This window comes from Bradyrhizobium sp. 191 (assembly GCF_023100985.1).
In the GTDB taxonomy this organism is placed as follows: domain Bacteria; phylum Pseudomonadota; class Alphaproteobacteria; order Rhizobiales; family Xanthobacteraceae; genus Bradyrhizobium; species Bradyrhizobium diversitatis.
This window is the reverse complement of sequence record NZ_CP064692.1, coordinates 3804736-3831138: the sequence shown is the minus strand read 5'-3', so window position 1 is coordinate 3831138 and position 26403 is coordinate 3804736. Positions and strand designations below refer to the sequence as shown.

The following is a 26403-nucleotide window of genomic DNA, read 5'->3' as shown; positions in this document are numbered from 1 at the left end:
CGGGAGGAAGTGCGATGGAGCAGGAGGCGACCTATCGCGGTACGGTCTATCCGTGGCAATGCGATCACGTCGGCCACATGAACATCATGTGGTATGTCGGCAAGTTCGACGAGGCCAACTGGAATCTGTTCGCCCGCCTGGGCCTGACGCCGAGCTATCTGCGCAGCTCCGGCCGCGGCATGGCCGCCGTGCAGCAGAACATCGCCTACCGGCGCGAGCTGCTCGCCGGCGACATCGTCGAGATCCGCAGCCATCTGCTTGAGCTTCACGACAAGTCGATCCGCTTCCGGCATGACATGACGAATGCCGAGACCGGCGAACTCGCAGCGACGTGCGAGATCACCGGCGTCCACATGGACCGCCAATTGCGGAAGTCCGCACCCTTCGCCGATGCCATCCGGGAGATCGCGGTGAAGCACCTTTCCGAGCCGGCGGAGGCATGAGCGATGGCCACATTCGAGCCGAGAAACCCTGGGTACCGCACGGCCACGACCGCGATGTTCGCCGCCCAGCCGGCGATGCGCACGCTGGGCATATCGATCGTCTCTCTCGCGCCGGGCCAGATCGAACTGGCGATGCCGTATGCGTCCGCCTTTACGCAGCAGAACGGCTTCGTGCACGCCGGTATCATCACGGCAGGCCTGGACAATGCCTGCGGCGTCGCCGCCTTCACCCTGATGCCGCGCGAAGCCGACATCCTCACCGTCGAGTTCAAGACCACGCTGCTTGCGCCGGCCCGGGGCGAGCGCTTCGTCTTCCGGGCCGAAGTCGTCAAGCCCGGCCGCACGCTGACCTTCTGCGAGGCCAAGGCGTTTGCCGAGCATGACGGCAAGACCACGCTGATCGCGACCATGACCGGGACCTTGATGGCGATGCTGCCCCGCATTGCGGCCTCGGACATGCCGCACACGTCCGCGCATGGCGGCGATTGACAAGCATGCCCGCGCATCCCTTGATGCGACGGTCATGCTTGCAAGTCTCGGCCTCATCCTGCTCTGCCAATTAATCGGCGAAGCCGTCGTGCGCGGTCTCGGCCTGCCGTTGCCGGGACCCGTGCTCGGTCTGCTGCTGCTTCTGATCCTGCTGCTCGCCCGCGACCGCTTTGCGCTGCTCGCGCGCGGGCCGCTGCGCAATGACGGTATCGAGACGGCGAGCAAGGGCCTGCTGGCCCATCTCTCGTTGCTATTCGTGCCGGCCGGTGTTGGCGTCGTGCAGGAGCTCGATCTGCTCGCGTCTCACGGCATTGCCATCATCCTCGTGCTCGCGCTGTCCGTGGTCGTCACGCTGCTCGCGACCGTGCTGACCTTTCGCCTCGTCAGCCGCTTGCTGAAGCAACAGGACGCGCGATGAAGGACAATCCGTTCTCGCTGTGGGTCTATCTCTCGCAATCGCCGCTGCTCTGGCTGACCGTGACGCTGCTGGTCTATGCCGCCACGGACGCGGTCTCGCTGGCGACCCGGCGTCATCCGCTGGCCAATCCCGTGCTGCACGCGATGTGGATCATCGGCGCGTTCCTGCTGTTGACCGGCACCTCCTACACGACCTACTTCGCCGGCGCGCAATTCGTGCACTTCTTGTTGGGGCCGGCGACCGTCGCGCTCGCGGTGCCGCTCTACGAGAACCGCAGGCGCGTCGTCTCATCGATCGTTCCGATGCTGGTGGCGCTGGTCGCTGGCTCGGTCACCGCGGTGGTGTCGGTCGTGTTGCTGGCCGAACTTGCCGGCCTGCCGCGCGACGTGGTGCTGTCGCTGGCGCCGAAATCAGTCACCGCCGGCGTCGCCATGGGTATCGCCGAATCCCTGCATGCCGATCCTTCGCTCGCGGCGGTCGCGGTCATCCTCACCGGCATCATGGGCGCCATCATCGTGACGCCGCTGATGAACCGCACCGGCGTCACCGACTACCGGGCTCGCGGCTTTGCCGCCGGCCTTGCCGCGCACGGCATCGGCACCGCGCGCGCGTTCCAGGTCGACGAGATTGCCGGTGTCTTTTCCGGCATCGCCATGAGCCTGAACGCCTTGGTGACCTCGTTCCTGGTCCCTCTGGCGGTGACACTGCTGGTGCGATGACATCGCTGCGGCGACGCTCTATATGTCTGTAACATTTCCTGGTCCCGAGCCGTATTTGCGGTGATGGGGCCGAAACGGGACAAGATATGACCGAATTTGGGAACAAGGGCCGTCTGATGGCGACCCGGCGTGCGGCGCTGACGTTGATCGGAGCGGGTGCCGTCGCAGCGAGCGGGATCAACCTTGCGCGCGCGGCGACCGGTGAGGACGAGGTGCTGACCGAAGCCAAGGTGCTGCGCGATCCCGACACGCCCGTCGCGGGCAATCCCGGCGGCAACATCACGATCGTCGAATGGTCCGACTACAATTGTCCCTATTGCCGCAAGCTCGAGCCCGAGCTGCGCCAGGTCGTCCAGGACGATGGCAAGGTGCGGCTGGTGATGAAGGACTGGCCGATCCTCGGGCCGGTGTCGGTCACGGCGGCGCGGACTGCGCTGGCGGCAAAATTCCAGGACAAGTACCATCAGGCCCACGACGCCATGATGGGCGTCAGCTCGCGCCTGACCGAGCCGCGCATCAACGAGCTGCTCGCGGCCGCCGGCGTCGACATGGACCGGTTGAAGCGCGATCTTACCGGCCGCGCCAAGGACATCGACGCCATCCTCAAGCGCAACAACGAGCAGGCTGAAGCTTTCGGTTTCAGTGGTACGCCGTCATTCATCGTCGGCAAGTACCGTGTGCCCGGCGTGCTCAGCATGGCCGAGTTCGAGCAGGTCATCGCCGACGCCCGCAAGGCCAAGATGAACTGAGCCGCATCTTTTTTGATCGTGGCCAACGCAAAGGCGCCGCCGCGGAGTTCGCGACGGCGCCTCATTCATGTCGGGCGATATTACTTCGACGAGATCCGGACCCAGTCCTTGTGCGCGCGGTCGCGCAGTGCGTCCCAATCGGCCTTGGCGACATCCCAGTTCACGATGGTGCGATTGGTGGTCGCGACCTCGCCATTGGCGACCGACGACGTCTGCATGGAATCATAGACGTAGACGCCGCCCGCAAGCAGCAATGCGCCCAGGATCATTCCGAAAAAAGTCTGCATGGCGAACCTCCGGTGACGGGCGATAACGTCGGCCCGGAGTGATGGTTCCCCGGCCATGCGGCGCATCTAAGGAGAGATCGTTCATCCTCCATTCAGCCACTGCAGCAATTCCGCATTGATCTCGCGCGGATAGGTGTGGCTGAGGTCGTCGATCTCGCGATAGGTGACATTGGCGCCGGCGGTGGAGAGCGCCGCCTGCGTCTGCCGTGCGGTCTGCACCGGAAACATCCAGTCGAGCTTGCCGTGAGTGATGAAGACCGGCAGGCCTTGCAAGCGCGTCGCGTCGGCCATTTCCGCCATCAGCGGATGGAAGGTCGCCGCAACAGGGGCGAGATGAGTGAACGGCGAGGCGCCGTCGAGACCGCTGACGTAGCAGAAGGTGCCGCCGTCGCTCATGCGGTCAGAAGCATGCGCGAGGCGTCGATGCTCCAGCGGCCGCGCACCGTCTCAAGGATGCGCATGAGGTTCGGCGTGTCGGCATCGTCGCCCATCAGAGCCCAGGTCGGGCCGGTCGCGGTCGGCGCCACCAGGACCGCGCCGAGACTGCGCGCGTCGCGCAGCCAGCTCCACAGAAAGCCGCGCCCGTTGCCGCTGCCGCCATGCAGCGCCATCACCAGCGGCATTGGCCGGCCGGGCACGTAGTATTCGGGCACATAGGCTGAGAAGCCGCCACGGCTGCCGGGCTCATTGTGATCGTGGAAGATGCCGGTGTGCTCGCCCGCGCCGGCTTCCAGTCGCGACAGCAGATCGTGATTCTCGCGATTGGCGGCGTTGAGAAAGAAGCTGCTCACGGGCGGGAACTGCACCGCCAGCGGATACAGCGCCTCCTGCGCGCGGGGGAAATGGCGCAGGGCCCGGAAGATCGCGACGAGATCGCCATTGCCACGCTCGACCTCGCGGATCCCGGCAAAGGCGGCGAGGGCCTCGTCGCAGGCGCGATCGAGTCGTTCATGCAAGCCGGCGAATTGTTCAGGCCAGTCGCCGATCGCCGCTCGTGCCGTCTGCAGCGTCGCGTCCGGTGTACCGATTGCGTTCATCACCGAGGCGAAGGCCGGCGGGTGCAAATGCCGCTGGAAGAAGCCGAGTGCTTCCAGCGCATTGAGCAGCGGTGGCAGCACGGCAACGATGTCGTCGACCACGGCCTCGGTCATCGCCCGCTTCCTCAAGCCTTGGGATCAGTTCCTGGGATCAGTCCTTGGGGTTAGTGCAGCTTCGGCGCCTTCAACAGCTTGAAGCGATCGGTCGACGTCACGGTGACGTCGAAGGTGACGCCTTCATGATGCACGGTGAGCGGCACGTCGACGCCGGCAGCGCCGAGCGTCCACATCTTCCTGTAGAACGCGCTCTGGCTCGTGACCTTCTCGCCGTCCACGGCGAGGATGACATCGCCGGTCTTGAGCTCGGCCCGGGCGGCCGGGCCGTTGGTGGAGATCCCGATCACCACCACGCGGTTGTCGATCTCGGTCGAGAAGAGCCCAAGCCAGGGCCGCGCCGGCCTGTTGACCCGGCCGAATTTGCGCAAGTCCTCGAGGATCGGCTTCAAGAGGTCGATCGGCACGATCATATTGACGTGCTCGGCCTTGCCGTCACGTTCCCGGTCGAGCTGGAGCGAGCCGATGCCGATTAACTCGCCACGTTCGTTGAGAAGGGCCGTGCCGCCCCAGTTCGGATGTGCGGGACAGGTGAAGATGGCCTCATCCAGCAGATACTCCCAGTAGCCGGCGAATTCCTGCTTGGCCACGATTTGGCTTGCGACCGAGCGCGTGCGCCCGCCGGCGCCGCCGACCACGACGCGATCGCCGATCCGGGTTGCCGCCGACGAGCCGAGCGGGAGCGGCGCGACGTCGAGCTGGCCGAGTGCCTGCACCAGCCCGAACCCGGTCTCGGAATCGAAGCCGAGCGCATGACCCTCCACCACGCGTCCGTCGGCGCGGTGCAGCCAGACTGTCTCTGCCTCAGTGATGAGATAACCTATCGTGAGCACCAGCCCGTCGTCGATCACGACGCCGTTGCCGGCGCGTTCGGTGCCCAGCGTCTCGGCGCTGAAGGCGTCCGGCGGGACGATGGCGTGCAGGCCGACGATGGATGCGAGCGCGCGGTCGAGATCGAAGCCGTAGTCGCTCGTCCGCGGCTGGTTCGCCGGCGGCACTCTCCATTCGGTCAGAGCGGGCATGGAGTTCTCCTGGCTGAGAGCATCGCTCCGGTATGGCTAGCGGAACGACGAGCAAGCATAATTTAGGCCGGGGCAGGCCGTCTTGAAAGCCTCGTCGCCAACTATTCCGGAGAACGCCGCGTGAAATCTTCGAAAGGCGCGAAGATACCTCGTGGATCGGACGTCCGTGCGAACCGGCACCGGCCGCATGGCTGCTGTCCGGCGGAATGCTAGGCGCCGCATAGCGAAGCTGCTAACCATTGCCGCTTCGTTTGACCTTGGGATCACGGACGACAAGCATGGACAATCGCAGCGACATCTGGCGTGGCATCGATACGATCAAGGCACGTTTCATCGACCTCAGCGACAGGGTCTGGGGCATGCCCGAGGTCTGCTACACTGAGGCGCGGTCCGCCGCCGAGCATCTCGCCGAGCTGCGCCATCAGGGATTCCGGATCACCGAGAACGTCGCCGGCATCCCGACTGCGGTGATGGGCGAGTGGGGCGAGGGTGGTCCGGTCATCGCCTTCATGGGTGAATACGACGCGCTGCCGGGCCTCAGCCAGGAAGCGGGTGTCGCCGAGCATCGCCCGGTCGAGACCGGCGGCCATGGCCATGGTTGCGGTCACAATCTGCTCGGTTCCGCCGCGCTGCTCGCCGCGACCGCGGTGAAGGACTGGCTGGCCAAGAACAAGGTGCCGGGCCGCGTGCGCTATTACGGCTGCCCCGCGGAAGAAGGCGGCGCGGCAAAGGCCTTCATGGTGCGCTCCGGCGCGTTCGAAGACGCCGACATCGCCATCACCTGGCATCCGCACAGCTTCTGGGAAGTCGCGGTGACGCCGTCGCTCGCCAATACGCGCGCTGATTTCATCTTCACCGGCCGTACCTCGCATGCGGCCGCCTCGCCGCATCTCGGCCGCTCGGCGCTCGACGCGGTGGAATTGATGAATGTCGGCGTGAACTACATGCGCGAGCACATGCCGAGCGATGCCCGCGTGCACTATGCTTTGCTCGATACCGGCGGCATCGCGCCGAACGTGGTGCAGGCGCATGCGCGCGTGCGCTATTCGATTCGCGCCCGTGACCTTCCCGGCATGAACGAGCTGGTCGAGCGCGTCTCCAAGATCGCGCAGGGCGCCGCGTTGATGACCGAGACCAAGGTCGAGATGAAGATCATCTCGGCGGTCTCCAACATCCTGCCGAACGCGCCGCTGGAACAGGCACTGCACCAGGTGATGGAAGAACTCGGACCGCCGCATTTCGACGACGCGGACAAGAGCTTTGCCAGCCAGATCCGTGCGACGCTGAGCGACAAGGACATCTCGTCGGTCTATTATGCGATCGGCATGGAGCCGACCGACCGGCCGCTGGCCGACTTCCTGGTGCCGCTCGATGCCAAGCGCAACCCGCTGGTCGGTTCGACCGATGTCGGCGACGTGAGCTGGGTGGTGCCGACCGTGCAGGTTCACGCACCCACGGTTGCGATCGGCACGCCCTTCCACACCTGGCAGGTGGTCGCGCAGGGCAAGAGCTCACATGCCCACAAGGCCATGGTGCAGGCGGCCAAGGCGATGGCTGGTCTCGGGATCAAGGCGCTGACGGAACCGGAGCTGATCAAGGCCGCCAAGGCGGACCTTCAAAAGCGGACGGCCAAGACACCTTATATCTGTCCGCTGCCGGATCACGTCGCGCCGCCGCTCGACATGTCCGTCGGGTAATTTCGCCTCGATACTTCGTCGGATGCGGCGAACAAATTTTCCGCAGTGCAGCGCGCAATCCGGCACGTTTTGATGCTGGATTGCCGAACGGATGGGCTGCGGAACGCGATTTTGCCCAACGGACAGCCAGAAGACCGTTTGCATACACACGGTCCCAGTTGACGTGCACCCCATTCGGTGTGCCATCTACCGCCAGCCAAACCGGCGGTCGCCTCTTGCGGCCGCCTGCATCCATGTCGGAACCAGACGGGGGACAACCATGCTGGATAAAGATCTGCGTTCGATGATCGGCCAGGTGAAGGACGGGCGGATGGATCGCCGCGCCTTTATCCAGCGCATGGCCGCCGTTGGCCTGACCGCACCGCTGGCCAACCAGATCCTCGCGCTCGGCGGTGTCGCCATGGCCCAGGGCGCGTCCACCTACAAGCCGACCAAACGCGGCGGCGGCGGTGCGCTGAAGCTGTTGTGGTGGCAGGGCCCGACCTTGCTCAATCCGCATTTCGCCACCGGCACCAAGGACCAGGACGGCTCGCGCCTGTTCTACGAACCGCTTGCCTGCTGGGATCCCGACGGCAACATGAAGCTGGTGCTGGCGACCGAAATTCCCTCGGTCCAGAACGGCCAGCTCGCCGCCGACGGCAAGTCGGTGACGTGGAAGCTGAAGCCTGGCGTGAAGTGGCATGACGGCAAGCCGTTCTCGGCCGACGATGTCGTATTCACGTGGCAGTACATCAAGGATCCGGCCACTGCGGCCGTGACCATCGCAACCTATCGCGACCTCACTGTCGAGAAGATCGACGATCTCACGGTCAAGATTACTTTCCCGAAACCGACGCCATTTTGGGCCGACGCTTTCGTCGGTGCGACCGGGCAAATCCTGCCGAAGCATCTCTTTGCCGATTTCATCGGCTCCAAATCGCGCGAGGCTCCGACCAACCTCGCGCCTGTGGGGACCGGGCCCTACAAGTTCGTCGAGTTCAAGCCGGGCGATCTCATCCGCGGCGTGATCAATCCCGACTATCACATGGCCAACCGGCCCTATTTCGATACGCTCGAGATGAAGGGCGGCGGTGACGCCGTCTCGGCGGCACGCGCCGTGATCCAGACCGGCGAGTATGATTTCGGCTGGAATATCCAAGTCGAGGACGACGTGCTGCTGCGTCTGGAAAAGGGCGGCAAGGGCAAGACCGTCTATGCCGTCGGCGGCGATACCGAGTTCATCGCGCTCAATTTCACCGATCCGAACGTCGAGGTCGACGGCGAACGTTCGTCGATGAAGACCAAGCATCCGCTGTTCTCGGATCCCGTCGTGCGCAAGGCGCTGTCGCTGCTGGTCGATCGCGAGTCCGTCAAGAAGGCGATCTACGGCCGCGCCGGCCGCACCACCGCGAACTTCCTCAACGGCCCTGAAAAGTTCGTCTCCAAGAACACGAGCTGGGAATTCAACATCGAGAAAGCCGCCAAGATGCTCGACGACGCCGGCTGGAAGCCCGGTGCCGACGGCATCCGCGAGAAGGACGGCAAGAAGCTGAAGATCCTGTACCAGACCTCCATCAATGGTCCGCGCCAGAAGACCCAGGCCATCGTCAAGCAGGCCTGCCAGAAGGCCGGCATCGAGGTCGAGCTGAAGTCGGTGGTAGCTTCGGTGTTTTTCTCGTCCGACGTCGCCAACCCCGACACCTATCCAAAGTTCTACGCCGACATCGAGATGTTCCAGATCCCGCTCAGCCAACCGGATCCGTCGCAGCACATGCGCCGCTACCTGTCCACCAGCGTCGCGACCAAGGAGAACAAGTGGCAGGGCACGAACTTCCCGCGCTGGGTCAACAAGGACTATGACGCGGTGATCAACGCTGCCGATATGGAGATGGATCCGGTCAAGCGCGCGGCGCTCTATATCAAGGCTAACGATCTGATGTGGCAGGACACGGTGTTCATCCCCGTGATGCATCGTCTCAAGGTGGAGGCGGCCGCGAACAATCTGCGTCCGGTGATCTCGGGTTGGGCCAACGAAACCGACAACCTGTTCGACTGGTACCGCGAGGAATGATCCCCCAGCTCTAGACGGGGCCTTCCCTCATGAGTCAATACGTCCTGCGTCGCCTCCTGATCGCGATTCCGAGCCTGCTCGGAATCTCGGTCGTGCTGTTCGTCGTGCTTGCGCTCGCCCCCGGCGATCCGTTCTCTGAACTGGCGACCAACCCGAACGTGCCGCCCGAAGTGCAGGCCGCGCTTCGGGCCAAGTTCGGCCTCGACGATCCGATCTACCTCCGTTACCTGCACTGGCTGAACGCCATGCTGCACGGCGACTGGGGCTTCTCCTTCGTCAGCCGGATGGACGTCGACCAGTTGATCCTCCAGCGCCTGCCGGCCACGCTCTACGTGATCGGCTCGGCGCAGATCCTGGCACTCCTGATCGCGATCCCCGTCGGGGTCTATGCCGCGACCAGGCCGTATTCGCTGTTCGACCAGATCGCGAATACGCTCGCCTTCGTCGGCTTCTCGCTGCCGACCTTCTTCACCGGCATTCTGTTCATCCTGATCTTTTCGGTCACGCTGGACTGGCTGCCTTTCGTCTATACCACCGACATCAAGGCAACCGGCATCCGCTGGGTGCTGGAGATGATCAGGCAGGCGATCATGCCGGTGGCGGTGCTCGGCCTGTTCCAGGCGGCGTCGATGACGCGCTTCGTCCGTTCGGCGATGCTCGACGTGATCCGGCTCGACTACGTGACCACGGCCCGTGCCAAGGGACTTGGCCAGGCCACGGTCATCGTCAAGCATGTGATGCGCAACGCCATGATCCCGGTCGTGACGCTGATCGCGTTGCAGATGCCCGCGGTGTTCGGCGGCGCCATCGTCACCGAGCAGATCTTCCGAATCCCGGGCATCGGCTCGCTGCTGATCTCCTCCATTCTTTCCAACGACACGCCGGTGGTGATGGCCGTCACCTTCGTCTTCGCGTGCCTGGTCGTGCTGTTCAATCTCATCGCGGACGTCCTTTATGGCTGGCTTGACCCTCGCATCTCCCTCCGCTGAGCGGCGGGTCTACTCGCCCTGGCGCGAGACGTGGCGGCGCTACAGCCGCCACAAGCTTGCCGTCGTCAGCGCGTTCCTGCTCCTGGTTCTTGTCCTGGCGGTGGTGTTCGGTCCGTTCGTCTGGCGGGTCAAGATCGACGAGATCGACATTGTGGCGGGTATGCAGGGGCCGTCGCTGGCCCATCCGTTCGGCACCGACGATCTCGGGCAGGACATCCTCGCCCGCATGATCTATGGCGGGCGCATCTCGCTCGCCGTCGGCCTTGCCGCGATGCTGGTCTCGGTCTTTATCGGCGTGCTGATCGGCGCGCTGGCCGGCATGTCGCGCGGCGCGCTCGGCCATGGCCTGATGTGGCTCACGGATCTGTTCCTGTCGCTGCCGCAACTGCCGCTGCTCTTGCTGCTGATCTATCTCTTCCGCGACGGGCTGAAGCAGGTGTTCGGCCCCGAGGGCGGCATCTTCATCCTGATCGTGCTGGTGATCGGAGGGCTCCGCTGGATGCCGGTCGCGCGCCTGGTGCGCGCGCAGTTCCTGTCGATCCGCGAAAAGGAATTCGTGGAGGCTGCACGTGCGCTCGGTGCAAGTCCGCTGCGGCAGGTGGTCAAGCACATCCTGCCAAATGCGCTCGGTCCGGTGATCATCGCCGGCACCATCGACGTTGCGGCCGCCATCATCGCGGAATCGACGCTGTCCTTCCTCGGCCTCGGCTTTCCGCCTGACACCCCGACCTGGGGCCGACTGCTGTACGATGCCAAGGATTTCCTCGATATCGGCCCGCACTGGGCGCTGTTTCCGGGCGGCGCGATCTTCATCGCGGTGGTCGCCATCAACTTCATCGGCGACGGCCTGCGTGACGCGCTCGATGCGCGACGGGTGATCTGATGGCGCCGCTGCTCGAGATCAAGGGCCTGAAAACCCACTTTTCCACCGACGACGGTATCCTCCAGGCCGTCGACGGCGTCGACATCTCCATCAACAGGGGGGAGACGCTCTGCGTCGTCGGCGAGTCCGGCTGCGGCAAGACCGTCACCGCGATGTCGATCCTGAAGCTGATCGCGATGCCGCCGGGCCGGATCGCGGCGGGCCAGATCATTTTCGAGGGGCGCGATCTCGTGCCGCTGACCAGCAATCAGCTCGACGAGATCCGCGCCAAGGAGATCGGCTTCATCTTCCAGGAGCCGATGACCTCGCTCAATCCGGTGCTCACCATCGGCGAGCAGATCGCCGAGAGCCTGCGCCGCCACGAGGCGGTGACGAGAAAGCAGGCCCTGGAACGCACCATCGAGATGCTGAAGCTGGTGCAGATCCCCAATGCCGAAGGTCGCGTGCACAATTATCCGCACCAGTTCTCCGGCGGCATGCGTCAGCGCGTGATGATCGCGATGGCGCTCGCCTGCAAGCCGAAGCTGATCATCGCCGACGAGCCGACCACCGCGCTCGACGTCACCATCCAGGCGCAGATCCTCGACCTCTTGCAGGACATGAAGGAACGCTTCGGCATGGCGGTGATGTTGATCACCCATGCCATGGGCGTCGTCGCGGAGACGGCGCAGCGCGTCGTCGTGATGTATGCCGGCAAGGTGGTGGAGGAGGCGCCCGTCGACGATCTCTTCGGCGATCCCCGCCATCCCTATACGCAAGGCCTGATCCGCTCGATCCCGCGCATCGATCTCGACAGCGAGCACAAGACGCGGCTGGAAGCGATCGGCGGCTCGGTACCGATACTGATCAACCCGCCGGTCGGCTGCCGTTTTGCCCCGCGCTGCAAGTTCGCGATGAACGTCTGCACCGAGAAGGAGCCGCTGCTGCGCGAGATCGCGCCCGGTCACCGCATGGCCTGTCATCTCGGCGATCCGAACCTGGGAGCCGCGTCATGAGCGAGCCCTTGCTCCGCGTCAGCGGCCTGAAGAAACATTTCCCTGTGCTCGGCGGCCTCTTGTCACGCCAGGTCGGCACTGTCTATGCGGTCGACGGCGTGTCGTTCTCGGTCAATCGCGGCGAGACGCTCGGTCTCGTCGGCGAATCCGGTTGCGGCAAGTCGACGACGGGCCGCTGCGTGCTGCGCCTGATCGAGCCGACCGACGGCGAGGTCACCTTCGACGGCCAGGACGTACGCCAGCTCAGCGGCAACGATCTGCGCGCGATGCGGCGGAACATGCAGCTGGTGTTCCAGGACCCGTTCGCTTCGCTCAATCCGCGCATGACGGTCGGCGCCATCCTCGGCGAGGCCTTCACCATCCATAATCTCGCGACCTCCACCAAGGAGCGCGAGGAGCGCGTCGCGAGCCTGCTGGTCAAGGTCGGGCTCAAGGCCGAGCACATGCGGCGCTATCCGCACGAGTTCTCCGGCGGCCAGCGCCAGCGCATCGTGATCGCGCGCGCGCTGGCGGTCGAGCCGAAGCTGATCGTCTGCGACGAGCCGGTCTCCGCGCTCGACGTGTCGATCCAGGCCCAGGTGATCAACCTCCTGGAAGACCTCCAGGCCGAGTTGAACCTGACCTATCTCTTCGTCGCGCACGATCTCTCGGTGGTCGAGCACATCTCCGATCGCGTCGCGGTGATGTATCTCGGACGCATCGTGGAGCTGGCGAAGGCGAGCGATCTCTACCGCAATCCGCAGCATCCCTACACCAGGGCGCTGTTGTCGGCGGTGCCGGTGCCCGATCCCAAGCTGAAGCGCGAGCGTATCCGCCTCAAGGGCGACGTGCCGAGCCCGATGAAGCCGCCATCGGGCTGCCACTTCCACACCCGCTGCCCGATCGCCCAGCCGCGTTGCGCGGAGAGCGCGCCGGTGCTGAAGGAGGGGGCGGCGGGGCATTTTGCGGCGTGTCACCTGGTGTGACGGTGCGGCGCGACATGCCGTGCGAGGACGATTTCTGGCGGTCAGCGAGGCGTGCCGTTCGTCGTCCGCAGTGACTGGACGAAATCGATCACCGCCAGGATCACCACGCCAACCACAATGACGATGAGCGGGATGGCCTTGATCCAAACCACCAGGATTCCAAGAAAGGTCATCATAAGCGAAAGGCCGATGAGTCCGGTGATCAGATTGGTCATCGCACTTTCCTTTTCTCCGCGCCGGGAGCCGAGCTCGTCCCGGCGCTCGGGACGTTGCGCCGAGCGCTGCCACGAGCGCGCCCGATATTCCTGACGAGCCAGCTTGCCGTGCGCAAGAGGCGGGCATCGTTGCCGGGGCGGCCGACGAGCTGGACGCCCAACGGAAGGCCGGCTTCGGAACGCATCAATGGCAGGCTGATGGCGGGTACGCCGAGATAGGTCCAGAGCGTGCAGAAAACCGGGTTGCCGGTCGTTTCAATGCCGGGCGCCGCACCCGGCGCCGCGGGCGTCAGGACGGCGTCGTACTCGTCGAAAATTTGGTCCAGAGCCTGGTTGAGCGGCGCAATCCCGGCCAGGGCGCTGCAGTAGTCCACCGCGAGATGCGCGCGGCCGCGCTCGATCGCCTGGCGTAGACGCGTGCTCAGCTTGTCGCCGCCTCGCTGGTAGTCGCGCCGCAGATTGTGCGCCATGTCAACTTCCATGATGATACGGTGCATATCGACGGCTCTATCGAAGCTCGGCCCAAGCTCGACTTCGCTGCAAGCCTCGCCCAAAGCCTCGACAAGCTCGGCAAAGGCCTCACGTGCCACTGGCTCGGCCTGATCCCAGACCGGAGAGCGCACGAAGGCAAATCGCGGTGGCAATGGCGGCTCGCTCGCCGCTACCGCAGAGAATGGCGGGCGGGCAACAGGTCGCGTGTCTAAATCCTCCCGGTCAAAGTCGACCATGACCTCGGCCAGCAGGGCCGCGTCCTCCACGCTGCGCCCGAACACGCCGACATGATCGAGTGTGCGCGACAATTCGAGCGCGCCGCTGCGCGGAATGAGGCCGTGCGAAGGCTTGAAACCGACCACGCCGCAGAAGGCGGCAGGACGGATCACCGAGCCGTTGGTCTGCGATCCGACAGCGCCTGGCACCATCAGCGCCGCGACGGCCGCGGCTGAGCCGGAGGACGATCCGCCGGGCGTGTGATCTGGGTTGTGCGGATTTCGGGTCTTGCCCGGATTGTAGTACGCGTACTCGGTGGTAACCGTCTTGCCGAGGATCACCGCGCCTGCCGCCCGCAGACGCGCCACGGCCGCCGCATCGCGGCGCGGCGTCCGTCCGGCCCACAGCTCCGATCCGAATTCCGTCGGCATGTCGCCGGTGTCGAAGATATCCTTGATGCCCACGGGCACGCCATGCAGCGGGCCTGTGGCCTTGCCCTGCTTGCGATGATCGTCGGCAGCCTCGGCCTGTCGCATCGCGTGGTCGCGATCGAGGAACGCCCATGCATGGATATCGCGATCGACCTCGTCGATGCGCTTGAGGCAGTCGCCGACGAGCTCAGCCGAACTGAGCCGGCCGTCGCGGATGCCAGCCGCAGCTTCCATGAGGCCGAGCGCGTTGAGACTCATGCGCGGCCTTTCGTCGGTTTGCCAGGCGCGTTCATCGCGATCCATAGAGATAGGTGGGCAACCACAATGCGATCCCCGGGAAGATGTAGACCAGTGCCATGGTGAGGAAGACCAGGCCGACAAAGGGAAGTGCGCCGGAGAAGATGTCGGTCAGCTTCACTTGAGGCGGCGCTACGCCCTTCAGATAGAAGGCCGCCATCGCAACCGGCGGCGTGTTGAACGCCGTCTGTGTGTTCAGTGCCACCAGGATGCCGAAGAAGATCGGATCGATGCCGTATTGGGGCAGCAGCGGCAGGAAGATCGGCACGAAGATGATAATGATCTCGGTCCATTCCAGCGGCCAGCCGAGCAGGAAGATGATCAGCTGGGTCAACAGCAGGAACCCGATCGGCGACAGGTTCATCGCGGCGAAGAACTGCTCGACCACGGTCTGTCCGCCGAGGACGGCAAACACCGCCGAGAACGTCCACGACCCGATGAACAGGTAACAGACCATCGCGGTGGCACGCACGGTCAGATAGACCGATTCGCGCATCATCGTGAAGTTGAGCGAACGGTAGGCGGCGGCCAGAACGATGCTCATGAGGGCGCCTACCGCGGCCGCCTCGGATGGCGTCGCCAGGCCGAACAGGATCGCCCCGAGCACCGAAACGATCAGCAACGCCAGCGGCAGGAACGATGTGGCGAGCGCCCAGATTACCGTGCTGAGCGGCACGTCGGTCTGCTCACGCGGCAGCTTCGGCGCGAGCGCGGGATTGATGATCGCGCGTGTCATCGCATAGAGGACGTAGAAGCCGGCCAGCATGAATCCCGGAAAGAACGCGGCCGCGTAAAGCTTGACCGCCGAGACGCCGGCGGTTGCCGCATAGACGATCAGGAGAATGCTCGGCGGAATCAGGATGCCGAGGCAGCCGCCGGCGCAGACGACGCCTGCCGACAGCTTGACGTCGTAGCCGGCGCGCAGCATCGCCGGCAAGGCCAGCAGGCCCATCAGCGTGACAACCGCGCCGACGATGCCGGTCGCAGTCGCGAACATCGCGCAGGTGATCAGCGTTGCCACCGCCAGCGCGCCCGGCACGTTCTTCATCGACAGCTGCAGCGAGTAGAACAGGCGGTCGAGGATGTTTGCGCGCTCGATCAGATAGCCCATGAACAGGAACAGCGGAACCGCAACCAGCACATCGCTGGATGTGACCTCGAACGTCTTCTGCACCAGAAGCGTGAAGATGCGGTTCTGGAAGAAGTCCTGACCGGGAGTGTAGTAGGCATAGTAGCCGAACGAGACGCCCATCGCCATCAGCGTGAACGCGATCGGGAAGCCGAGCATGATGATGAAGATGAAGAGGCCGAGCATCAGCATGCCGAGTTGAGGATCGGTCATGCGCCTGGTCCCTTCTCGCTCTGCGGCTCAGCCGCGTGCTGCTGATGTTCGCGGATGACGAGGCTCTCGGTCTCTTCCACGTCGTGCAGGCGTTGCGGCCATCGGCCGGTGCGGATGCAGAGCACACAGCGAATGATTTCGGCGAACCCTTGCAGGAACAGAAGGAAACCGGTGAGAGGGATCAGCGCCTTCAGCGGAAACACCGGCACGCCGGCCGGACTGAAGATGCTGACTTCGCGGAAGCGAACCGACATCTGGGCGTAGTTCCAGCCCGAATACATCAGCGCGGCGATCGCCGGCAGGAAGAACAGGATATACAGGACGAGGTCCATCGTCGCCTGGGTGCGCGGCGACCACAGGCGGTAGACCACGTCGGCCCGAACATGGCCGTTTCGCGAGAGCGTATACGCGCCGGCCATCAGGAACATCGCGCCATAGGTGATGTAGCTGATGTCGAAAGCCCATGTGGTCGGCGCACGCAGGACGTAGCGCACGAACACCTCGTAGCTGACACCCAGCGTAAGGACGAGGATCAGCCAGGCGAATGCCTTGCCCACCCACGTGCTGAGCTCATCGATGAAGAACAGGAATTTCGTCATGCGAGCCGAACTCGCTGCGAGCAGACCATCCGGATGTCCCCCTCCCAATTCGCGGGCGGCGCTTCAATTGCGCCGCCCCCTCACGATACGGCCCCACGCGGTGCGCTGCGGCAGCTGTCAGACCTTGAGCACGCCCGGGAAGTGATGCTCGAAGGCGCCGCGGTAGTCCGTCGCGTTGTTCATGTTGTAGTAAACCACGCGGCGGACCCATTCCTTCTGCGAGTCCATCACCTTCTTCATGAACGGGTCCGAGCCGAGCTGGGCGATCAAACCGTCCCACGCCTTGATCTGCGCGTCGAACACCGACTTCGGCGTTCGCTGGACGTTGACCTTGTCCTTGTTGATCAGCTCCTGCAGGTCCTTCGAATAATAATCCATGGCCTTCCATTCGTTGGCGGACGACACGGCTTCGGCGGCGTATTGCAGGATCGCCTGCTGTTCCTTCGGCAGCGCGTTGAATTTGGTCCGGTTGAACATGATCTCGAAATATTCCGTCGCCTGATGATGACTGCCCATCATGTAGTTCTTGGCGACATCCTGCGCGCCGAAGCGCCGGTCAGAGGTCGGATTGTTGAACTCGAATCCGTCGATCACGCCGCGCTCCATCGCGGGCACGATCTCGCCACCGGGGAGCTGCGCGACGGATGCACCCATCGCCTGGAAGAGATCGGCGGCCAGACCCACCGTGCGATACTTCAAGCCCTTGAGATCGGCGTCGCTGGTGATCGGCTTCTTGAACCAGCCGAGCGGCTGGGTCGGCATCGGCATGGCGAAGAAGCTCTTGATGTTGACGTTCATGATCTTGGTCTGGAGCTCCTCGAACAGCTCCTTGCCGCCGCCGTTGTGGATCCAGCCAAGACCTTCGTTGGCGTTGAAGCCGAACACCGGGCCCGTGCCGAACAGCGAGGCGGCCTTGTGCTTGCCGTACCAGTAGACCGTCACCGTGTGTGCCGCGTCGATCTGGCCGCCATGAACGCCGTCGAAGACCTGGAACGGATGCACGACCGAGCCGCCGACCAGATAGTCGATGCGCAGCCGACCTCCGGCCATATCGTTGACGCGCTTCACATAATCTTCGGCCATTTCGTTGAAGACATCGGCCTTGCCCCACGAGCCCTGCATCTTGAGGGCCACCGTTTGCGCGCGGCTGACTTGCGGCATGGCGATGGCAGCAGCGCCGGTCGCGCCGGCGGCCAGCAGGAATTTGCGACGAGTTGTTCTGGTCTTTTCGGACTTTGCAGTCATGGACGTCCTCCCTGGCGGCCTGATTGTTCGAACGCGTTTCGACGCGCTTGTCGTTGTTGACCGCTGGAGGTATGCCGCATTCCAGCGACTTTGATCACAGTCTGGACGCATTGTCGGCATCCGACAAGCCTCGCGATGTCGCATCTTGGATGTTGGCGAGCTTTCGATTTGCAGCAGCCGCATAGAGCGGTCGCGTGTCGCAGCGCAGCAAATATGCAGACGTCCTCTCAGACTTCGGAAAGCCGCGTGCAGGGCCGAAGAGAAGCTGTCAGCGCGGCAGGAGGGACGGAAGGGTAGGCCAGCTAATTGCCCCCGGCGGCTCGCGCAGCTTCATGGAATAGCCGCACGCGCGCCAGATCCTTGGCGTGCGTGCCTTCCCTGTCTGTCCTTGTCTTCGAGTCCACGCCCGCCGGCCCGACCACGCTGATGGCCTTTGCGACGTTGTCAGGACCCAAGCCTCCGGCCAGGATGATGGGGATACCGACCAGTTCGACGATCCGGCGGCTGATGCTCCAGTCGTGCGGCACGCCGATCGCACCGATCTGCCTGTCGGAGGGGCGATGACTGTCGAGCAGAAGATAGTCCGCTATGTGCGCATAGCTCCGGGCGATCTCGACGCTCTCCTCGCCATAAACCGGCACGCTCCGCATGATCAGACGATCGGGCAGCGCGGCCTTGATCATGGCGACCTCTGCGGGCCCGAGCAGTTCGGGGGCCGCTCCGAGATGAACGATCGCAGGCTTCAACATCCTTGCCCATTCGATGATCAACGCCGCTCGCGCCGTGAGAAACAGCGCTGAAAATCTTGCCGGCGTCACGATCGTAGCGGCGATGTCCGCCGCCAGAGCGAGCGGCAGTTCGCGCGGAAATTCGCCGTCGCCGACCAGGATACCGACGTGATCAATTCCGATCTCCGAGACGGCGCGCGCTTCGTCCGGGCTGGAAATTTCGTAGATCTGGGTCAGCATGGTGAAGTGTCGGCCGCAACGGCGAAGATGAAATCACTCTTCCAGCGTGAATCCGACACGCAAGGTCACCTGATAGTGCCGAACCGCGCCATTCTCGATGTGGCCGCGGGTCTGCACCACCTCGAACCATTTCATCTCGCGAATGGTCTTCGACGCGCGGCTGATCGCGTTCTTGATCGCGTCCTCGATCGAGGTCTCGGACGATCCGACCAGGTCCAGGATCTTGTAGACATGATCTCTCTCGGCTGCAGGCATGATGGCCTCCCTGGTTGCGCTGCGGCACGCATCGACGCGTGTGCTCCCATTTGAACGAGCGCCAGGCGGTCCGGTTCCGTCCTGCGCGATGGCCCGCATGCACCAGCCGAGGTGGAGCGGCCGGCGTCCGCCTGCTAAGCGCTATCCATGGATTCGGCGCGGCGCGACAGGACGATCGGCTCTCTCTGCCTCTGCGCGACGGCGTTCGGCTGGGCGTTGAACTGGCCGCTCATGAAGCTGTTGCTCCAGCAATGGCCGCCCCTGTTCGCACGTGGCCTTGCCGGGATCTGCGCCTCCCTCATTCTCGGCACCCTCGCGCTGAGCCGGAAGGAATCGTTCGCCGTGCCGCGCGAGGCCATCCCGAGGCTGCTGTTTGCGACCTTCACCAACGTCTTTGCCTGGATGGGTCTCGGCACGGTCGCCATGAAATATGTCACCGTGAGCGAGGGCGCTCTGCTCGCCTATACGATGCCGATCTGGGCGATGCTGTTTGCCTGGCCGGTGCTGCATACGCGGCCTGCCGCAAGGGATATTTTCGGGCTGGTCCTTGGCGTTGCCGGCGTCACGCTGCTTCTGAGCGGCAACGGCTTTGCGTTCGGCGCCGACAAGTTGCTGGGCATCGTGCTGGCGCTACTCTGTGCCATCCTGTTCGCGCTCGGCAACGTGCTCAACCGCAAGCCGCTGCCGATGCCGCCGCTGGTCGTCGTCGCCTGGCAGGTCGGTCTCGGCTGCGCCGCGATGCTGATCCTCGGCGTCCTGTTCGAGCGTCCTGATATCACTGCGATTACCCCGCGGGGGCTCGGCTGCTTCGTCTATATGACGCTGGTGCCGATGGGCATCTGCTACGTCACCTGGTTCGAGACGCTGCGCCGTCTGCCACCGACCTCGGCCTCGACCGGCATGCTTATCGTGCCCGTGATCGGCGTGATCTCCGCCGCCATCATCCTGGGCGAGCCGCTGGGCTATCGCGAATGGACGGCGATGGCGCTCACGCTCGGCGGCGTGACGCTCGCCTTGCAACGGGGATAAGGCGCGGAGGCTCGCCCCTACGGATCCAGCTCCGTATCCCAGTACAGATAGTCGAGCCAGCTGTCGTGTAGGTAGTTCGGCGGGAAGAGACGGCCGTTGCGGTGGAGCTGGTGCACGGTGGGGGCGAACGCGTTCTGGCGCGGAAACATCCTTGCCTGCGCCGGGGTGAGATTGCCCTTGCGCAGGTTACACGGCGAGCACGCCGCGACCACGTTCTCCCAGGTGGTCTGGCCGCCTTTGCTGCGCGGGATGATGTGATCGAAGGTGAGGTCTTCGGGCGAGCCGCAATATTGGCAGGCGAAACGATCGCGCAGGAAGACGTTGAACCGGGTGAAGGCGGGGTGGGTGGTCGGCTTGACGAAGGATTTGAGCGAGACGACGCTCGGCAGCTGCATCTGCAGCGTGGGACTGTGGACCGCCTGATCGTAGTGAGCGACGATATTGACGCGGTCGAGGAACACCGCCTTGATCGCGTCCTGCCACGACCACAACGACAGTGGGTAGTAACTCAGCGGCCGGAAGTCCGCATTCAGCACCAACACCGGCCAACTGCCTTGCGAGACATGTGCGTTCAAGTAACGCTCCCGGCCTCCAATATACGCTGCGAAGCAGCATGTACTGACATACTACATGCAGCGTGACGGGATTGTGAAGCCCGTTGAGCGACTTATTCAGGCGCAAGCAATGCGGCGGCGGGGTGGCAAAAGCGCTCAAAATGCCGCGATCTGGGGGCGCACGGAACCGCCAGCCCCGCGTCGTGACCGCCTCCCGCGGCAGCTACTCCCGTACCCGCTCCAGCTTCTGCAAGCAGCGGCTCGCGCGCACGACGGGCGGCATCTCCTCGTCCGGAAAGCTCGTCTCCCAATTGGTGACGCCGACCTCGCCGACATAGATGTCGCCCTTCGAGTCCAGCGCGATACCATGTGGGGCGAGGAATTTGCCGCTGGCGACACCCGGCCCCTGCTCGCCGCCTAGCCGCGCGATGCGCTTACCCCTGGCGTCCACGATCGACAGCCGCGGGCCGAGATTGGGCACATTGCGGTTGATGGCCAGGCCGGGGCCGAGCTCGCCGATGACGAAGGTCGGCTTCTTGGGCCCGCCGCAGCAGCACAGCGCACAGGGGCGGTGCAGGTTGTTCCACTGCGCCTCATACTTGCCCTCGCCATTGAACACCTGCACGCGGTGGTTCTCGCGGTCGGCGACATAGACCCAGCCGTCGGCATCGGTCGCGATATTGTGCACGATGTTGAACTGGCCGGGATCGGTGCCCGGCTCGCCCCAGCTTTTGATCAGCTTGCCATCGGGGGTGAATTTGTGCACGCGCGCGTTGCCGTAGCCGTCGGAGACGTAGATCTCGCCCTTCGGCGACAGCGCGGTGTGGGTGCAGCGGTGGAACGGCTCGCCGCTCATGAACGGCGCCGGCTTTGCCGGTATCCCGATCGTCAGCAGCACCTTGCCGTCGGTGGTGCATTTGCGCACGGTGTGGTCGCCGTCGTCAGTGCAATAGAGATTGTCGTCGGCATCGATGTGCAGGCCGTGCGCACGGGAGAACAGTCCTTCGCCCCAGCTGCGCAGGAAATTGCCGTCGCGGTCCAGCACCACCATCGGATGGGCGCCGCGGTTGAAGACGTAGACGCGATCCTTGCTGTCGACCGCGACCGAGGCGACGTCGGTGAGCTGCCAGCCGTCGGGAAGTTTCGCGAAGTTTTCAACGACGCGGTAGCGGTGTTCGCCGGTGCCGAGAATGGCTGGCATGGGTGGTCTCTCCTTTTGTCGTTCCGGGGCGCGACGAAGTCGCGAACTATGATGCGCAATTGCGCATCTGAGAATCCATTGTGCAGCAGGTTTCGCGATGGGATAGATTCCGGGCTCGCGCTGACGCGCGCCCCGGAATGACGGCTGTAGCTATGTTCGCCCCAAAATCCCTTCCTCGACCGCCTTGATCTGGAGCGCGAGATATTTCGAGTTGATCCGGCATTGTGCGAGGCTGCCGGCGATGAACCAGAGGCCGGGCTGCTTCGTGCGGGTATACATGTTGCGGAGCTCGAAGCCGTCGCCGAAGCCCCAGATCGGACCGACCCGGTCGGCGATGAAATCGCCGAACAGCTGACGCACCAGATATTCCTGCGGCTTGTAGCCGGTCGAGAGCACGATGAGGTCGGCGGCAATGATCGAGCCGTCCGTCATCCGCGCGCCGTTCGTGACGAAGCTCTCGATGTCGGAGAACTGCCTGAGCTTGATCTTGCCCTCGACGATCAGGTTGGAGCAGCCGACGTTGAAATAATAGCCGCCGCCGCGGGTGAGGTACTTGAACTGCCAGCCCGTGCCGGCCTCGCCGAAATCGAGCTTGAAGCCGACGCGCGAGAGGCCATCGAGCAGCTCCTTGTCGAGCTCCCTGGATTGCTCGGTCAGCATCACATGCGTTGTCTTCGCCAGCGGCGTCGGCATCGAGGCCGCGATCAGATCATTGTCCTCGAGCGTGCCTTCATTATAGGTCGCATAGGCGAGCTGCGCCGACGGCTCGATATTGGTGACCAGCGTCGGCGAACGCTGCACCAGCGTCACCTCGGCGCCGCTGGAATAGAGATCCTGCGCGATGTCGTGGCCGCTGTTGCCGGTACCGATGACGATGGCGCGCTTGCCTGTCCAGTTCTCGCCGTCCTCGTAGCGGCTGGAATGCAGCAGCGCGCCGTTGAAATTGTCGAGGGTCGGGATATCGGGCACATTGGCGATGCCGCTGACGCCGGTCGCCATCACCACGTGACGAGGATGCATGGTACGCTTGCTGCCGTCGGAGCGGCGTAGCGTCACGGTCCAGTGGCCGCTGGCCTCGTCATAGGCGCCGCCTTCGAACTCGGTGCCGGTCCAGAAGTTCAGCTCCATGGCATCGACATAGGCTTCGAACCAGTTGGCGAGCTTGTCCTTGGGGATGTAGACCGGCCAGCTCGGCGGAAACGGCATGTAGGGCAGGTGATTGACCTGCACCTGGTTGTGCAGGGTCAGTGCGTGGTAGCGCTTGCGCCAATTGTCGCCGATCCGCGCCTCGCGATCGACGATCAGCGTGTCGACCTTCAACTGTTTCAGCCGCGCCGCGATCGCGAGCCCGGCCTGGCCGCCGCCGACTACCAGCACGGCTGGATCGCGGTCGGCATAGTCGCGCGAGGCATTGCGCAGGTCGAGCCAGTTCGGCCCGCGAAAGTCGCGCGAATAGGCCTGGCCGCGCGGGCGCGAGGCGCCGAGCTGTTCTTCGAAGCCCTTGAGCTCGTCGAGCGCGGTCAGCAGCGTCCATGCCTTCAACCGGTCGCCGTCGGCCGTGTCAGGGACGAGCCTCACGATGCCGCTGCCGCGGCCGATCGCGGTCTCGAAGTGGAAGATCGCTTCGATGGTGTTGGTGCCGGCCCGCGTCACCCAGCGCGGCGGCGCCCGGTTCGGAGCGATATTCAAACTAGTCGGCGCCGCCTTGGGCGCGCGCGCCGTCAGCTCCTGCGTGATCGCATCGCGGCCCGCGATTGTCTGCAGGTTCCAGCTCAGCGCCAGCACGTCGCGCCAGAAGCCGTCGGCGAGGAAGAGCGGGTCTAGCGTCGCGGGATCAGGTCTGCCCAGGATGCGCTCGAATTCGTCGAGCCAGTCTTGCGCGGCGATGGAAATATCCTGCGTCCGGTCCAGCATGCGCGACCTCATGGCCGCCTTCGCGGCGTTTCCTCGGAGGGGCAAACGCTATACCGGTTCTCAGGTCGTCGAAAGCGCCTTACCCGAGCAGTGAGAGCATGTGGCCCTGCTCCGGCGGAATGCGGCCCTTCAGAGTGTCGAGATAGACCTGCCGCACCGCCTCGGGTCCGCGGCTCTCGACGACGGTCAGGCATCCCTCCAACAGCGGCGCGAAGCCGGACCATGCCGCGCCAAAACGCTGCTCGATACCACCCGGGCCCCATTCCTTGGCACGCTTGCGGATCTGGTCGGGCGCGAAGAACCAGCGCGGTTTTGCACCGGGTAGCTCGCCTTCGTCGGCCTCGGTGGCACGATGCGTCAGACCGACGCGCACCGAGCATTTCATCTGCTCGCCGAAATGCCGGTGCAGCGCGGCCCGCAGTGCGCTGTTGCCGGCCATGTCGACGAAGGCGACCGGGGCCTCCGTTGGCAACGACGTCACGCGGTCATAGGTGATGACCTCGTCATAGCAGCCGAGCGACGTCACGAAGCCCGTGTTTCCAGCCGATGTCAGCCCGATCACCTTGCGCCCGCGCGTGTGCAGCAGATGCGCGAGCCCGAACGCGGTCTTGCTCGAGGCGCTCGACAGCAGCACGGTTCGCGCGCTGAAGTCGTCGTTCTCGGCGAGAAAGTCGTCGACCAGGAACGACAGCATGAACAGCGGCCGCAGCAGCGCCTGGTAATCGCCCTGCCGCCCGGCGTAAGCGGGATCGCCGCCGACGCGCGCATAGGCGTTGTAGACCGGCGCTACGCCCTGCCGGTGGGCGGCACCGTCGCGCAAGCCGCGCTTGCTGACGTCGGTGGCCCCGATGACAAGATGCGTCGCCATCGGAAAATAGCCGAACAGGCGATCGCCGACGGGTACGTTCGGATGTGTTGAGGCGATGACCTCGCCAAAGCCCCATACCGGAATGTTGCCGAAGCCAGTCGGCGCCGGAAACAGCTGCCAGTATTTCAGCTCGTCGCCGAGCACTGCATAGGTGATGTTGTTGGCGGTCAGCGCAAAGCGGTCGACCTTCACCAGCAGGGCGTCCTGCGGCAGCGCATCCGGAAGCGCGGTCGCGACCGTCCTGCAATTTTCGAAATCGTCGCGCGCAACGATGAAATCGGTGGCTGTCATGATGTCGATCCCGGCTCGTGTCCGTGCCGGCATCTCATCGGTCATGGGCGCGTCGTTTGCAACCGCAACATAGTTTTAAACGCTGTTTGTCAGCGTCCCGCTAGGTGCGGTCCGCCCAGTGGGGATCCCGCAGCTTGCGCTTGAAGATCTTCCCGGTTGCCTCCCGTGGCAACGCATCCAGGAACTGGATCTCCTTCGGCACCTTGAAGTTGGCCAGCCGCTCGCGCAGAAACGACTGCACGGCAGCGGCGGAGAGCTCTTCGGCCAGATCGGGCTCGATGCAGGCGCACAACCGCTCGCCATATTCCGCGTCCGGGATGCCGAACACGGCGCAATCGCGGACGCCGGGCATGGTGATCAGCACGTTCTCGATCTCGGCAGGATAGATGTTGACGCCGCCCGAGATCACCATGTCGCGCTTGCGGTCGCACAGGAACAGATAGCCGTCCTCGTCGAGATAGCCGACGTCGCCGACGCTGACGAGACCGTCGCGCCCGGCCTCGGCGCGCGCCTGCGCCTTGCCGTGATAGTCGAAATCGGGCACCGCGCTCTGGCGCATGTAGATCTCGCCGATCTCATTGACATCGCACAGGCTGCCGTCGTCGCGAAAAATCTTGACGATGCCGCCTTCGATGGCGCGGCCGACCGTGCCGGGCTTCCTCAGCGCCTCTTCGGCCGAGTGCCACACCGGTATGCCGGTCTCGGTCGAGCCGAAATATTCGTTGATGACCGGTCCCCACCACTCGATCATGGCCCGCTTCACCTCGGGCGGGCACGGCGCCGCGCCGTGCACGACGAAGCGCAGCGACGACAGGTCGTAACGCTGCCTGACGGCCTCGGGCAGGCGGAGCAGGCGCACGAACATGGTCGGCACCATGTGGATGTGCGTCACACGGTGACGTTCGATCAGCGCCAAGAGCTCCTCGGCGTCGAACCGGGCCTGGAGAACGATGGTGCAGCCGTTGCGGAAAGCCATCATGCCATAGGAATGTGGCGCCGAGTGATACATCGGCCCGTTGATGAGCACGACCTGGTCCTCGCGCGGCTTGATGCCGTAGGCGATCGCGCCGACGCGTTCGGAGGCGGCGGCCTGTTCGGGCCGCATCGGCATGCGCCGCACGCCTTTCGGCATGCCCGTGGTCCCCGAAGTGTAGATCATTGCCGCGGCCCGGCGCGGCGGCTCCTGCGATTCCGGATGGCCGTCGCGCCAGCGGTCCCAATCCATCGATCCCGCCGGGACGTCGGTCAGATCGGTGGGAATTGCGAAGGTTGCCGCGACCTCGGGCGGGGTTGCGACGACGAGCAGGCGGACATCCTCGGGAATGCCGCCGCGGATCTGCGGCAGCAGGTCGGCGTGGCAGACCAGGATCCTGGCGCCGCTGTCGGTCAGGATGTAGCGGACCTCCTCGGCCTTCAGGTGCCAGTTGATCGGCACCACCGGGCTGCCCAGTGCGGCGGAGGCCGCAACCACCTCGAACAGGGCGAAGTCGTTGCGCAGCATCATCGCGACCGGCGCGCCTTCGGCAACGCCGAGGGCGCGAAACCCGCTCGCGGCGCGTTTGATGCGCGCCTGGATCTCGTCATAGCCGATCCGGCGTTCGCCGCTGATGATCATGGTCCGTCCCTGTT

General features: G+C 64.5%; 26 protein-coding genes and 1 pseudogene. 12 read left to right on the top strand and 15 right to left on the bottom strand.

The features are described 5' to 3' along the window. The first annotated feature begins 14 nt into the window (after nucleotides 1-14). The 5 genes from IVB23_RS17795 (at nucleotide 15) to IVB23_RS17775 (ending at nucleotide 2818) form a co-directional block, all read left to right on the top strand. Nucleotides 15-443 carry an acyl-CoA thioesterase gene (locus tag IVB23_RS17795; protein ID WP_061880660.1) on the top strand — a complete coding sequence of 143 codons (429 nt, stop codon included), beginning with the start codon at nucleotides 15-17 and terminating at the stop codon, nucleotides 441-443. 3 nt (nucleotides 444-446) lie between these two features. Then, complete coding sequence (locus IVB23_RS17790; protein ID WP_061880661.1) at nucleotides 447-932, top strand: PaaI family thioesterase; 486 nt, start codon at nucleotides 447-449, stop codon at nucleotides 930-932. Nucleotides 933-966: 34 nt separating this feature from the next. Then, nucleotides 967-1350, top strand: coding sequence for a CidA/LrgA family protein (locus IVB23_RS17785; RefSeq protein ID WP_247804461.1), 384 nt, complete (start codon nucleotides 967-969; stop codon nucleotides 1348-1350). After that, entirely contained in the window at nucleotides 1347-2069 is a 723-nt protein-coding gene (locus IVB23_RS17780) for an LrgB family protein (RefSeq protein WP_028178485.1), read from the top strand. Before IVB23_RS17785 ends, IVB23_RS17780 begins: the two co-directional genes overlap by 4 nt. A gap of 86 nt (nucleotides 2070-2155) precedes the next feature. Beyond that, nucleotides 2156-2818, top strand: coding sequence for a DsbA family protein (locus tag IVB23_RS17775; protein ID WP_061880662.1), 663 nt, complete (start codon nucleotides 2156-2158; stop codon nucleotides 2816-2818). An 80-nt stretch (nucleotides 2819-2898) separates the two neighbouring features. Here the strand turns inward: IVB23_RS17775 and IVB23_RS17770 are convergent, their stop codons facing one another. The 3 genes and pseudogenes from IVB23_RS17770 to IVB23_RS17760 form a co-directional block, all read right to left on the bottom strand. After that, nucleotides 2899-3105 carry a hypothetical protein gene (locus IVB23_RS17770; RefSeq protein ID WP_018316294.1) on the bottom strand — a complete coding sequence of 69 codons (207 nt, stop codon included), beginning with the start codon at nucleotides 3103-3105 and terminating at the stop codon, nucleotides 2899-2901. An 81-nt stretch (nucleotides 3106-3186) separates the two neighbouring features. Continuing rightward, a pseudogene (locus IVB23_RS17765) lies at nucleotides 3187-4256 on the bottom strand (phospholipase). 50 nt (nucleotides 4257-4306) lie between these two features. Continuing rightward, nucleotides 4307-5278: a S1C family serine protease gene (locus IVB23_RS17760; RefSeq protein WP_247804460.1), complete on the bottom strand. Its 972-nt coding sequence runs from the start codon at nucleotides 5276-5278 to the stop codon at nucleotides 4307-4309. A 278-nt stretch (nucleotides 5279-5556) separates the two neighbouring features. Between IVB23_RS17760 and IVB23_RS17755 the strand changes: the two genes are divergently transcribed. From IVB23_RS17755 to IVB23_RS17730, 6 genes are all read left to right on the top strand, one after another. After that, a complete protein-coding gene (locus IVB23_RS17755; protein WP_061880665.1) occupies nucleotides 5557-6975 on the top strand; it encodes a M20 family metallopeptidase in 1419 nt (472 codons plus the stop codon). A gap of 259 nt (nucleotides 6976-7234) precedes the next feature. Next, complete coding sequence (locus IVB23_RS17750) at nucleotides 7235-9025, top strand: peptide ABC transporter substrate-binding protein (protein WP_247804459.1); 1791 nt, start codon at nucleotides 7235-7237, stop codon at nucleotides 9023-9025. A 29-nt stretch (nucleotides 9026-9054) separates the two neighbouring features. Then, nucleotides 9055-10014: an ABC transporter permease gene (locus tag IVB23_RS17745; RefSeq protein WP_028178491.1), complete on the top strand. Its 960-nt coding sequence runs from the start codon at nucleotides 9055-9057 to the stop codon at nucleotides 10012-10014. After that, complete coding sequence (locus IVB23_RS17740; RefSeq protein WP_061880667.1) at nucleotides 9980-10897, top strand: ABC transporter permease; 918 nt, start codon at nucleotides 9980-9982, stop codon at nucleotides 10895-10897. The genes IVB23_RS17745 and IVB23_RS17740 overlap by 35 nt, the downstream gene beginning before the upstream one ends. Next, entirely contained in the window at nucleotides 10897-11892 is a 996-nt protein-coding gene (locus IVB23_RS17735) for an ABC transporter ATP-binding protein (protein ID WP_061880668.1), read from the top strand. The genes IVB23_RS17740 and IVB23_RS17735 overlap by 1 nt, the downstream gene beginning before the upstream one ends. Further along, on the top strand, nucleotides 11889-12857 hold the full coding sequence (locus IVB23_RS17730) for a dipeptide ABC transporter ATP-binding protein (protein ID WP_061880669.1): 969 nt from the start codon (nucleotides 11889-11891) through the stop codon (nucleotides 12855-12857). The genes IVB23_RS17735 and IVB23_RS17730 overlap by 4 nt, the downstream gene beginning before the upstream one ends. 41 nt (nucleotides 12858-12898) lie before the next feature. On the opposite strand, the gene IVB23_RS17725 is transcribed toward IVB23_RS17730, so the two are convergent. The 7 genes from IVB23_RS17725 to IVB23_RS17695 all read right to left on the bottom strand — a co-directional run bounded on the left by IVB23_RS17725 (nucleotide 12899) and on the right by IVB23_RS17695 (nucleotide 18917). Beyond that, nucleotides 12899-13072: a hypothetical protein gene (locus IVB23_RS17725; RefSeq protein WP_156505161.1), complete on the bottom strand. Its 174-nt coding sequence runs from the start codon at nucleotides 13070-13072 to the stop codon at nucleotides 12899-12901. Then, nucleotides 13069-14469, bottom strand: a complete 1401-nt coding sequence (locus tag IVB23_RS17720) for an amidase (protein ID WP_247804458.1) — start codon at nucleotides 14467-14469, stop codon at nucleotides 13069-13071. The genes IVB23_RS17725 and IVB23_RS17720 overlap by 4 nt, the downstream gene beginning before the upstream one ends. A gap of 31 nt (nucleotides 14470-14500) precedes the next feature. Continuing rightward, entirely contained in the window at nucleotides 14501-15850 is a 1350-nt protein-coding gene (locus IVB23_RS17715) for a TRAP transporter large permease subunit (protein WP_197969406.1), read from the bottom strand. After that, nucleotides 15847-16449 carry a TRAP transporter small permease subunit gene (locus tag IVB23_RS17710; protein ID WP_194391297.1) on the bottom strand — a complete coding sequence of 201 codons (603 nt, stop codon included), beginning with the start codon at nucleotides 16447-16449 and terminating at the stop codon, nucleotides 15847-15849. The genes IVB23_RS17715 and IVB23_RS17710 overlap by 4 nt, the downstream gene beginning before the upstream one ends. 117 nt (nucleotides 16450-16566) lie before the next feature. Beyond that, a complete protein-coding gene (locus IVB23_RS17705) occupies nucleotides 16567-17694 on the bottom strand; it encodes a TRAP transporter substrate-binding protein (protein ID WP_061880672.1) in 1128 nt (375 codons plus the stop codon). A gap of 302 nt (nucleotides 17695-17996) precedes the next feature. Then, the gene (locus tag IVB23_RS17700; RefSeq protein ID WP_247804457.1) at nucleotides 17997-18662 is read right to left on the bottom strand and encodes a phosphoribosylanthranilate isomerase; all 666 of its coding nucleotides are present in this window, start codon (nucleotides 18660-18662) and stop codon (nucleotides 17997-17999) included. 33 nt (nucleotides 18663-18695) lie between these two features. Continuing rightward, on the bottom strand, nucleotides 18696-18917 hold the full coding sequence (locus IVB23_RS17695; protein WP_061880674.1) for a dodecin: 222 nt from the start codon (nucleotides 18915-18917) through the stop codon (nucleotides 18696-18698). 147 nt (nucleotides 18918-19064) lie between these two features. Between IVB23_RS17695 and IVB23_RS17690 the strand changes: the two genes are divergently transcribed. After that, nucleotides 19065-19946: a DMT family transporter gene (locus IVB23_RS17690; RefSeq protein ID WP_247804456.1), complete on the top strand. Its 882-nt coding sequence runs from the start codon at nucleotides 19065-19067 to the stop codon at nucleotides 19944-19946. Nucleotides 19947-19963: 17 nt separating this feature from the next. On the opposite strand, the gene IVB23_RS17685 is transcribed toward IVB23_RS17690, so the two are convergent. From IVB23_RS17685 to IVB23_RS17665, 5 genes are all read right to left on the bottom strand, one after another. After that, nucleotides 19964-20521: an HNH endonuclease gene (locus tag IVB23_RS17685; RefSeq protein ID WP_061880676.1), complete on the bottom strand. Its 558-nt coding sequence runs from the start codon at nucleotides 20519-20521 to the stop codon at nucleotides 19964-19966. Between the two features lie 202 nt (nucleotides 20522-20723). Further along, nucleotides 20724-21701: a peptidyl-alpha-hydroxyglycine alpha-amidating lyase family protein gene (locus IVB23_RS17680; protein WP_061880677.1), complete on the bottom strand. Its 978-nt coding sequence runs from the start codon at nucleotides 21699-21701 to the stop codon at nucleotides 20724-20726. A gap of 150 nt (nucleotides 21702-21851) precedes the next feature. Continuing rightward, nucleotides 21852-23615: an NAD(P)/FAD-dependent oxidoreductase gene (locus IVB23_RS17675; protein WP_247804455.1), complete on the bottom strand. Its 1764-nt coding sequence runs from the start codon at nucleotides 23613-23615 to the stop codon at nucleotides 21852-21854. 79 nt (nucleotides 23616-23694) lie between these two features. Next, a complete protein-coding gene (locus IVB23_RS17670; RefSeq protein WP_247804454.1) occupies nucleotides 23695-24774 on the bottom strand; it encodes a DUF2855 family protein in 1080 nt (359 codons plus the stop codon). A gap of 100 nt (nucleotides 24775-24874) precedes the next feature. After that, nucleotides 24875-26389 carry an acyl-CoA synthetase gene (locus IVB23_RS17665; RefSeq protein ID WP_247804453.1) on the bottom strand — a complete coding sequence of 505 codons (1515 nt, stop codon included), beginning with the start codon at nucleotides 26387-26389 and terminating at the stop codon, nucleotides 24875-24877. Nucleotides 26390-26403: the final 14 nt, after the last annotated feature.

What these genes read in the sequence shown, in the direction of transcription:
- IVB23_RS17795 (WP_061880660.1), top strand. Translation starts at nt 15, where the DNA reads ATGGAGCAGGAGGCGACCTATCGCGGTACGGTCTATCCGTGGCAATGC.
- IVB23_RS17790 (WP_061880661.1), top strand. Translation starts at nt 447, where the DNA reads ATGGCCACATTCGAGCCGAGAAACCCTGGGTACCGCACGGCCACGACC.
- IVB23_RS17785 (WP_247804461.1), top strand. Translation starts at nt 967, where the DNA reads ATGCTTGCAAGTCTCGGCCTCATCCTGCTCTGCCAATTAATCGGCGAA.
- IVB23_RS17780 (WP_028178485.1), top strand. Translation starts at nt 1,347, where the DNA reads ATGAAGGACAATCCGTTCTCGCTGTGGGTCTATCTCTCGCAATCGCCG.
- IVB23_RS17775 (WP_061880662.1), top strand. Translation starts at nt 2,156, where the DNA reads ATGACCGAATTTGGGAACAAGGGCCGTCTGATGGCGACCCGGCGTGCG.
- IVB23_RS17770 (WP_018316294.1), bottom strand. Translation starts at nt 3,105, where the DNA reads ATGCAGACTTTTTTCGGAATGATCCTGGGCGCATTGCTGCTTGCGGGC.
- IVB23_RS17760 (WP_247804460.1), bottom strand. Translation starts at nt 5,278, where the DNA reads ATGCCCGCTCTGACCGAATGGAGAGTGCCGCCGGCGAACCAGCCGCGG.
- IVB23_RS17755 (WP_061880665.1), top strand. Translation starts at nt 5,557, where the DNA reads ATGGACAATCGCAGCGACATCTGGCGTGGCATCGATACGATCAAGGCA.
- IVB23_RS17750 (WP_247804459.1), top strand. Translation starts at nt 7,235, where the DNA reads ATGCTGGATAAAGATCTGCGTTCGATGATCGGCCAGGTGAAGGACGGG.
- IVB23_RS17745 (WP_028178491.1), top strand. Translation starts at nt 9,055, where the DNA reads ATGAGTCAATACGTCCTGCGTCGCCTCCTGATCGCGATTCCGAGCCTG.
- IVB23_RS17740 (WP_061880667.1), top strand. Translation starts at nt 9,980, where the DNA reads ATGGCTGGCTTGACCCTCGCATCTCCCTCCGCTGAGCGGCGGGTCTAC.
- IVB23_RS17735 (WP_061880668.1), top strand. Translation starts at nt 10,897, where the DNA reads ATGGCGCCGCTGCTCGAGATCAAGGGCCTGAAAACCCACTTTTCCACC.
- IVB23_RS17730 (WP_061880669.1), top strand. Translation starts at nt 11,889, where the DNA reads ATGAGCGAGCCCTTGCTCCGCGTCAGCGGCCTGAAGAAACATTTCCCT.
- IVB23_RS17725 (WP_156505161.1), bottom strand. Translation starts at nt 13,072, where the DNA reads ATGACCAATCTGATCACCGGACTCATCGGCCTTTCGCTTATGATGACC.
- IVB23_RS17720 (WP_247804458.1), bottom strand. Translation starts at nt 14,469, where the DNA reads ATGAGTCTCAACGCGCTCGGCCTCATGGAAGCTGCGGCTGGCATCCGC.
- IVB23_RS17715 (WP_197969406.1), bottom strand. Translation starts at nt 15,850, where the DNA reads ATGACCGATCCTCAACTCGGCATGCTGATGCTCGGCCTCTTCATCTTC.
- IVB23_RS17710 (WP_194391297.1), bottom strand. Translation starts at nt 16,449, where the DNA reads ATGACGAAATTCCTGTTCTTCATCGATGAGCTCAGCACGTGGGTGGGC.
- IVB23_RS17705 (WP_061880672.1), bottom strand. Translation starts at nt 17,694, where the DNA reads ATGACTGCAAAGTCCGAAAAGACCAGAACAACTCGTCGCAAATTCCTG.
- IVB23_RS17700 (WP_247804457.1), bottom strand. Translation starts at nt 18,662, where the DNA reads ATGCTGACCCAGATCTACGAAATTTCCAGCCCGGACGAAGCGCGCGCC.
- IVB23_RS17695 (WP_061880674.1), bottom strand. Translation starts at nt 18,917, where the DNA reads ATGCCTGCAGCCGAGAGAGATCATGTCTACAAGATCCTGGACCTGGTC.
- IVB23_RS17690 (WP_247804456.1), top strand. Translation starts at nt 19,065, where the DNA reads ATGGATTCGGCGCGGCGCGACAGGACGATCGGCTCTCTCTGCCTCTGC.
- IVB23_RS17680 (WP_061880677.1), bottom strand. Translation starts at nt 21,701, where the DNA reads ATGCCAGCCATTCTCGGCACCGGCGAACACCGCTACCGCGTCGTTGAA.
- IVB23_RS17675 (WP_247804455.1), bottom strand. Translation starts at nt 23,615, where the DNA reads ATGCTGGACCGGACGCAGGATATTTCCATCGCCGCGCAAGACTGGCTC.
- IVB23_RS17670 (WP_247804454.1), bottom strand. Translation starts at nt 24,774, where the DNA reads ATGACAGCCACCGATTTCATCGTTGCGCGCGACGATTTCGAAAATTGC.
- IVB23_RS17665 (WP_247804453.1), bottom strand. Translation starts at nt 26,389, where the DNA reads ATGATCATCAGCGGCGAACGCCGGATCGGCTATGACGAGATCCAGGCG.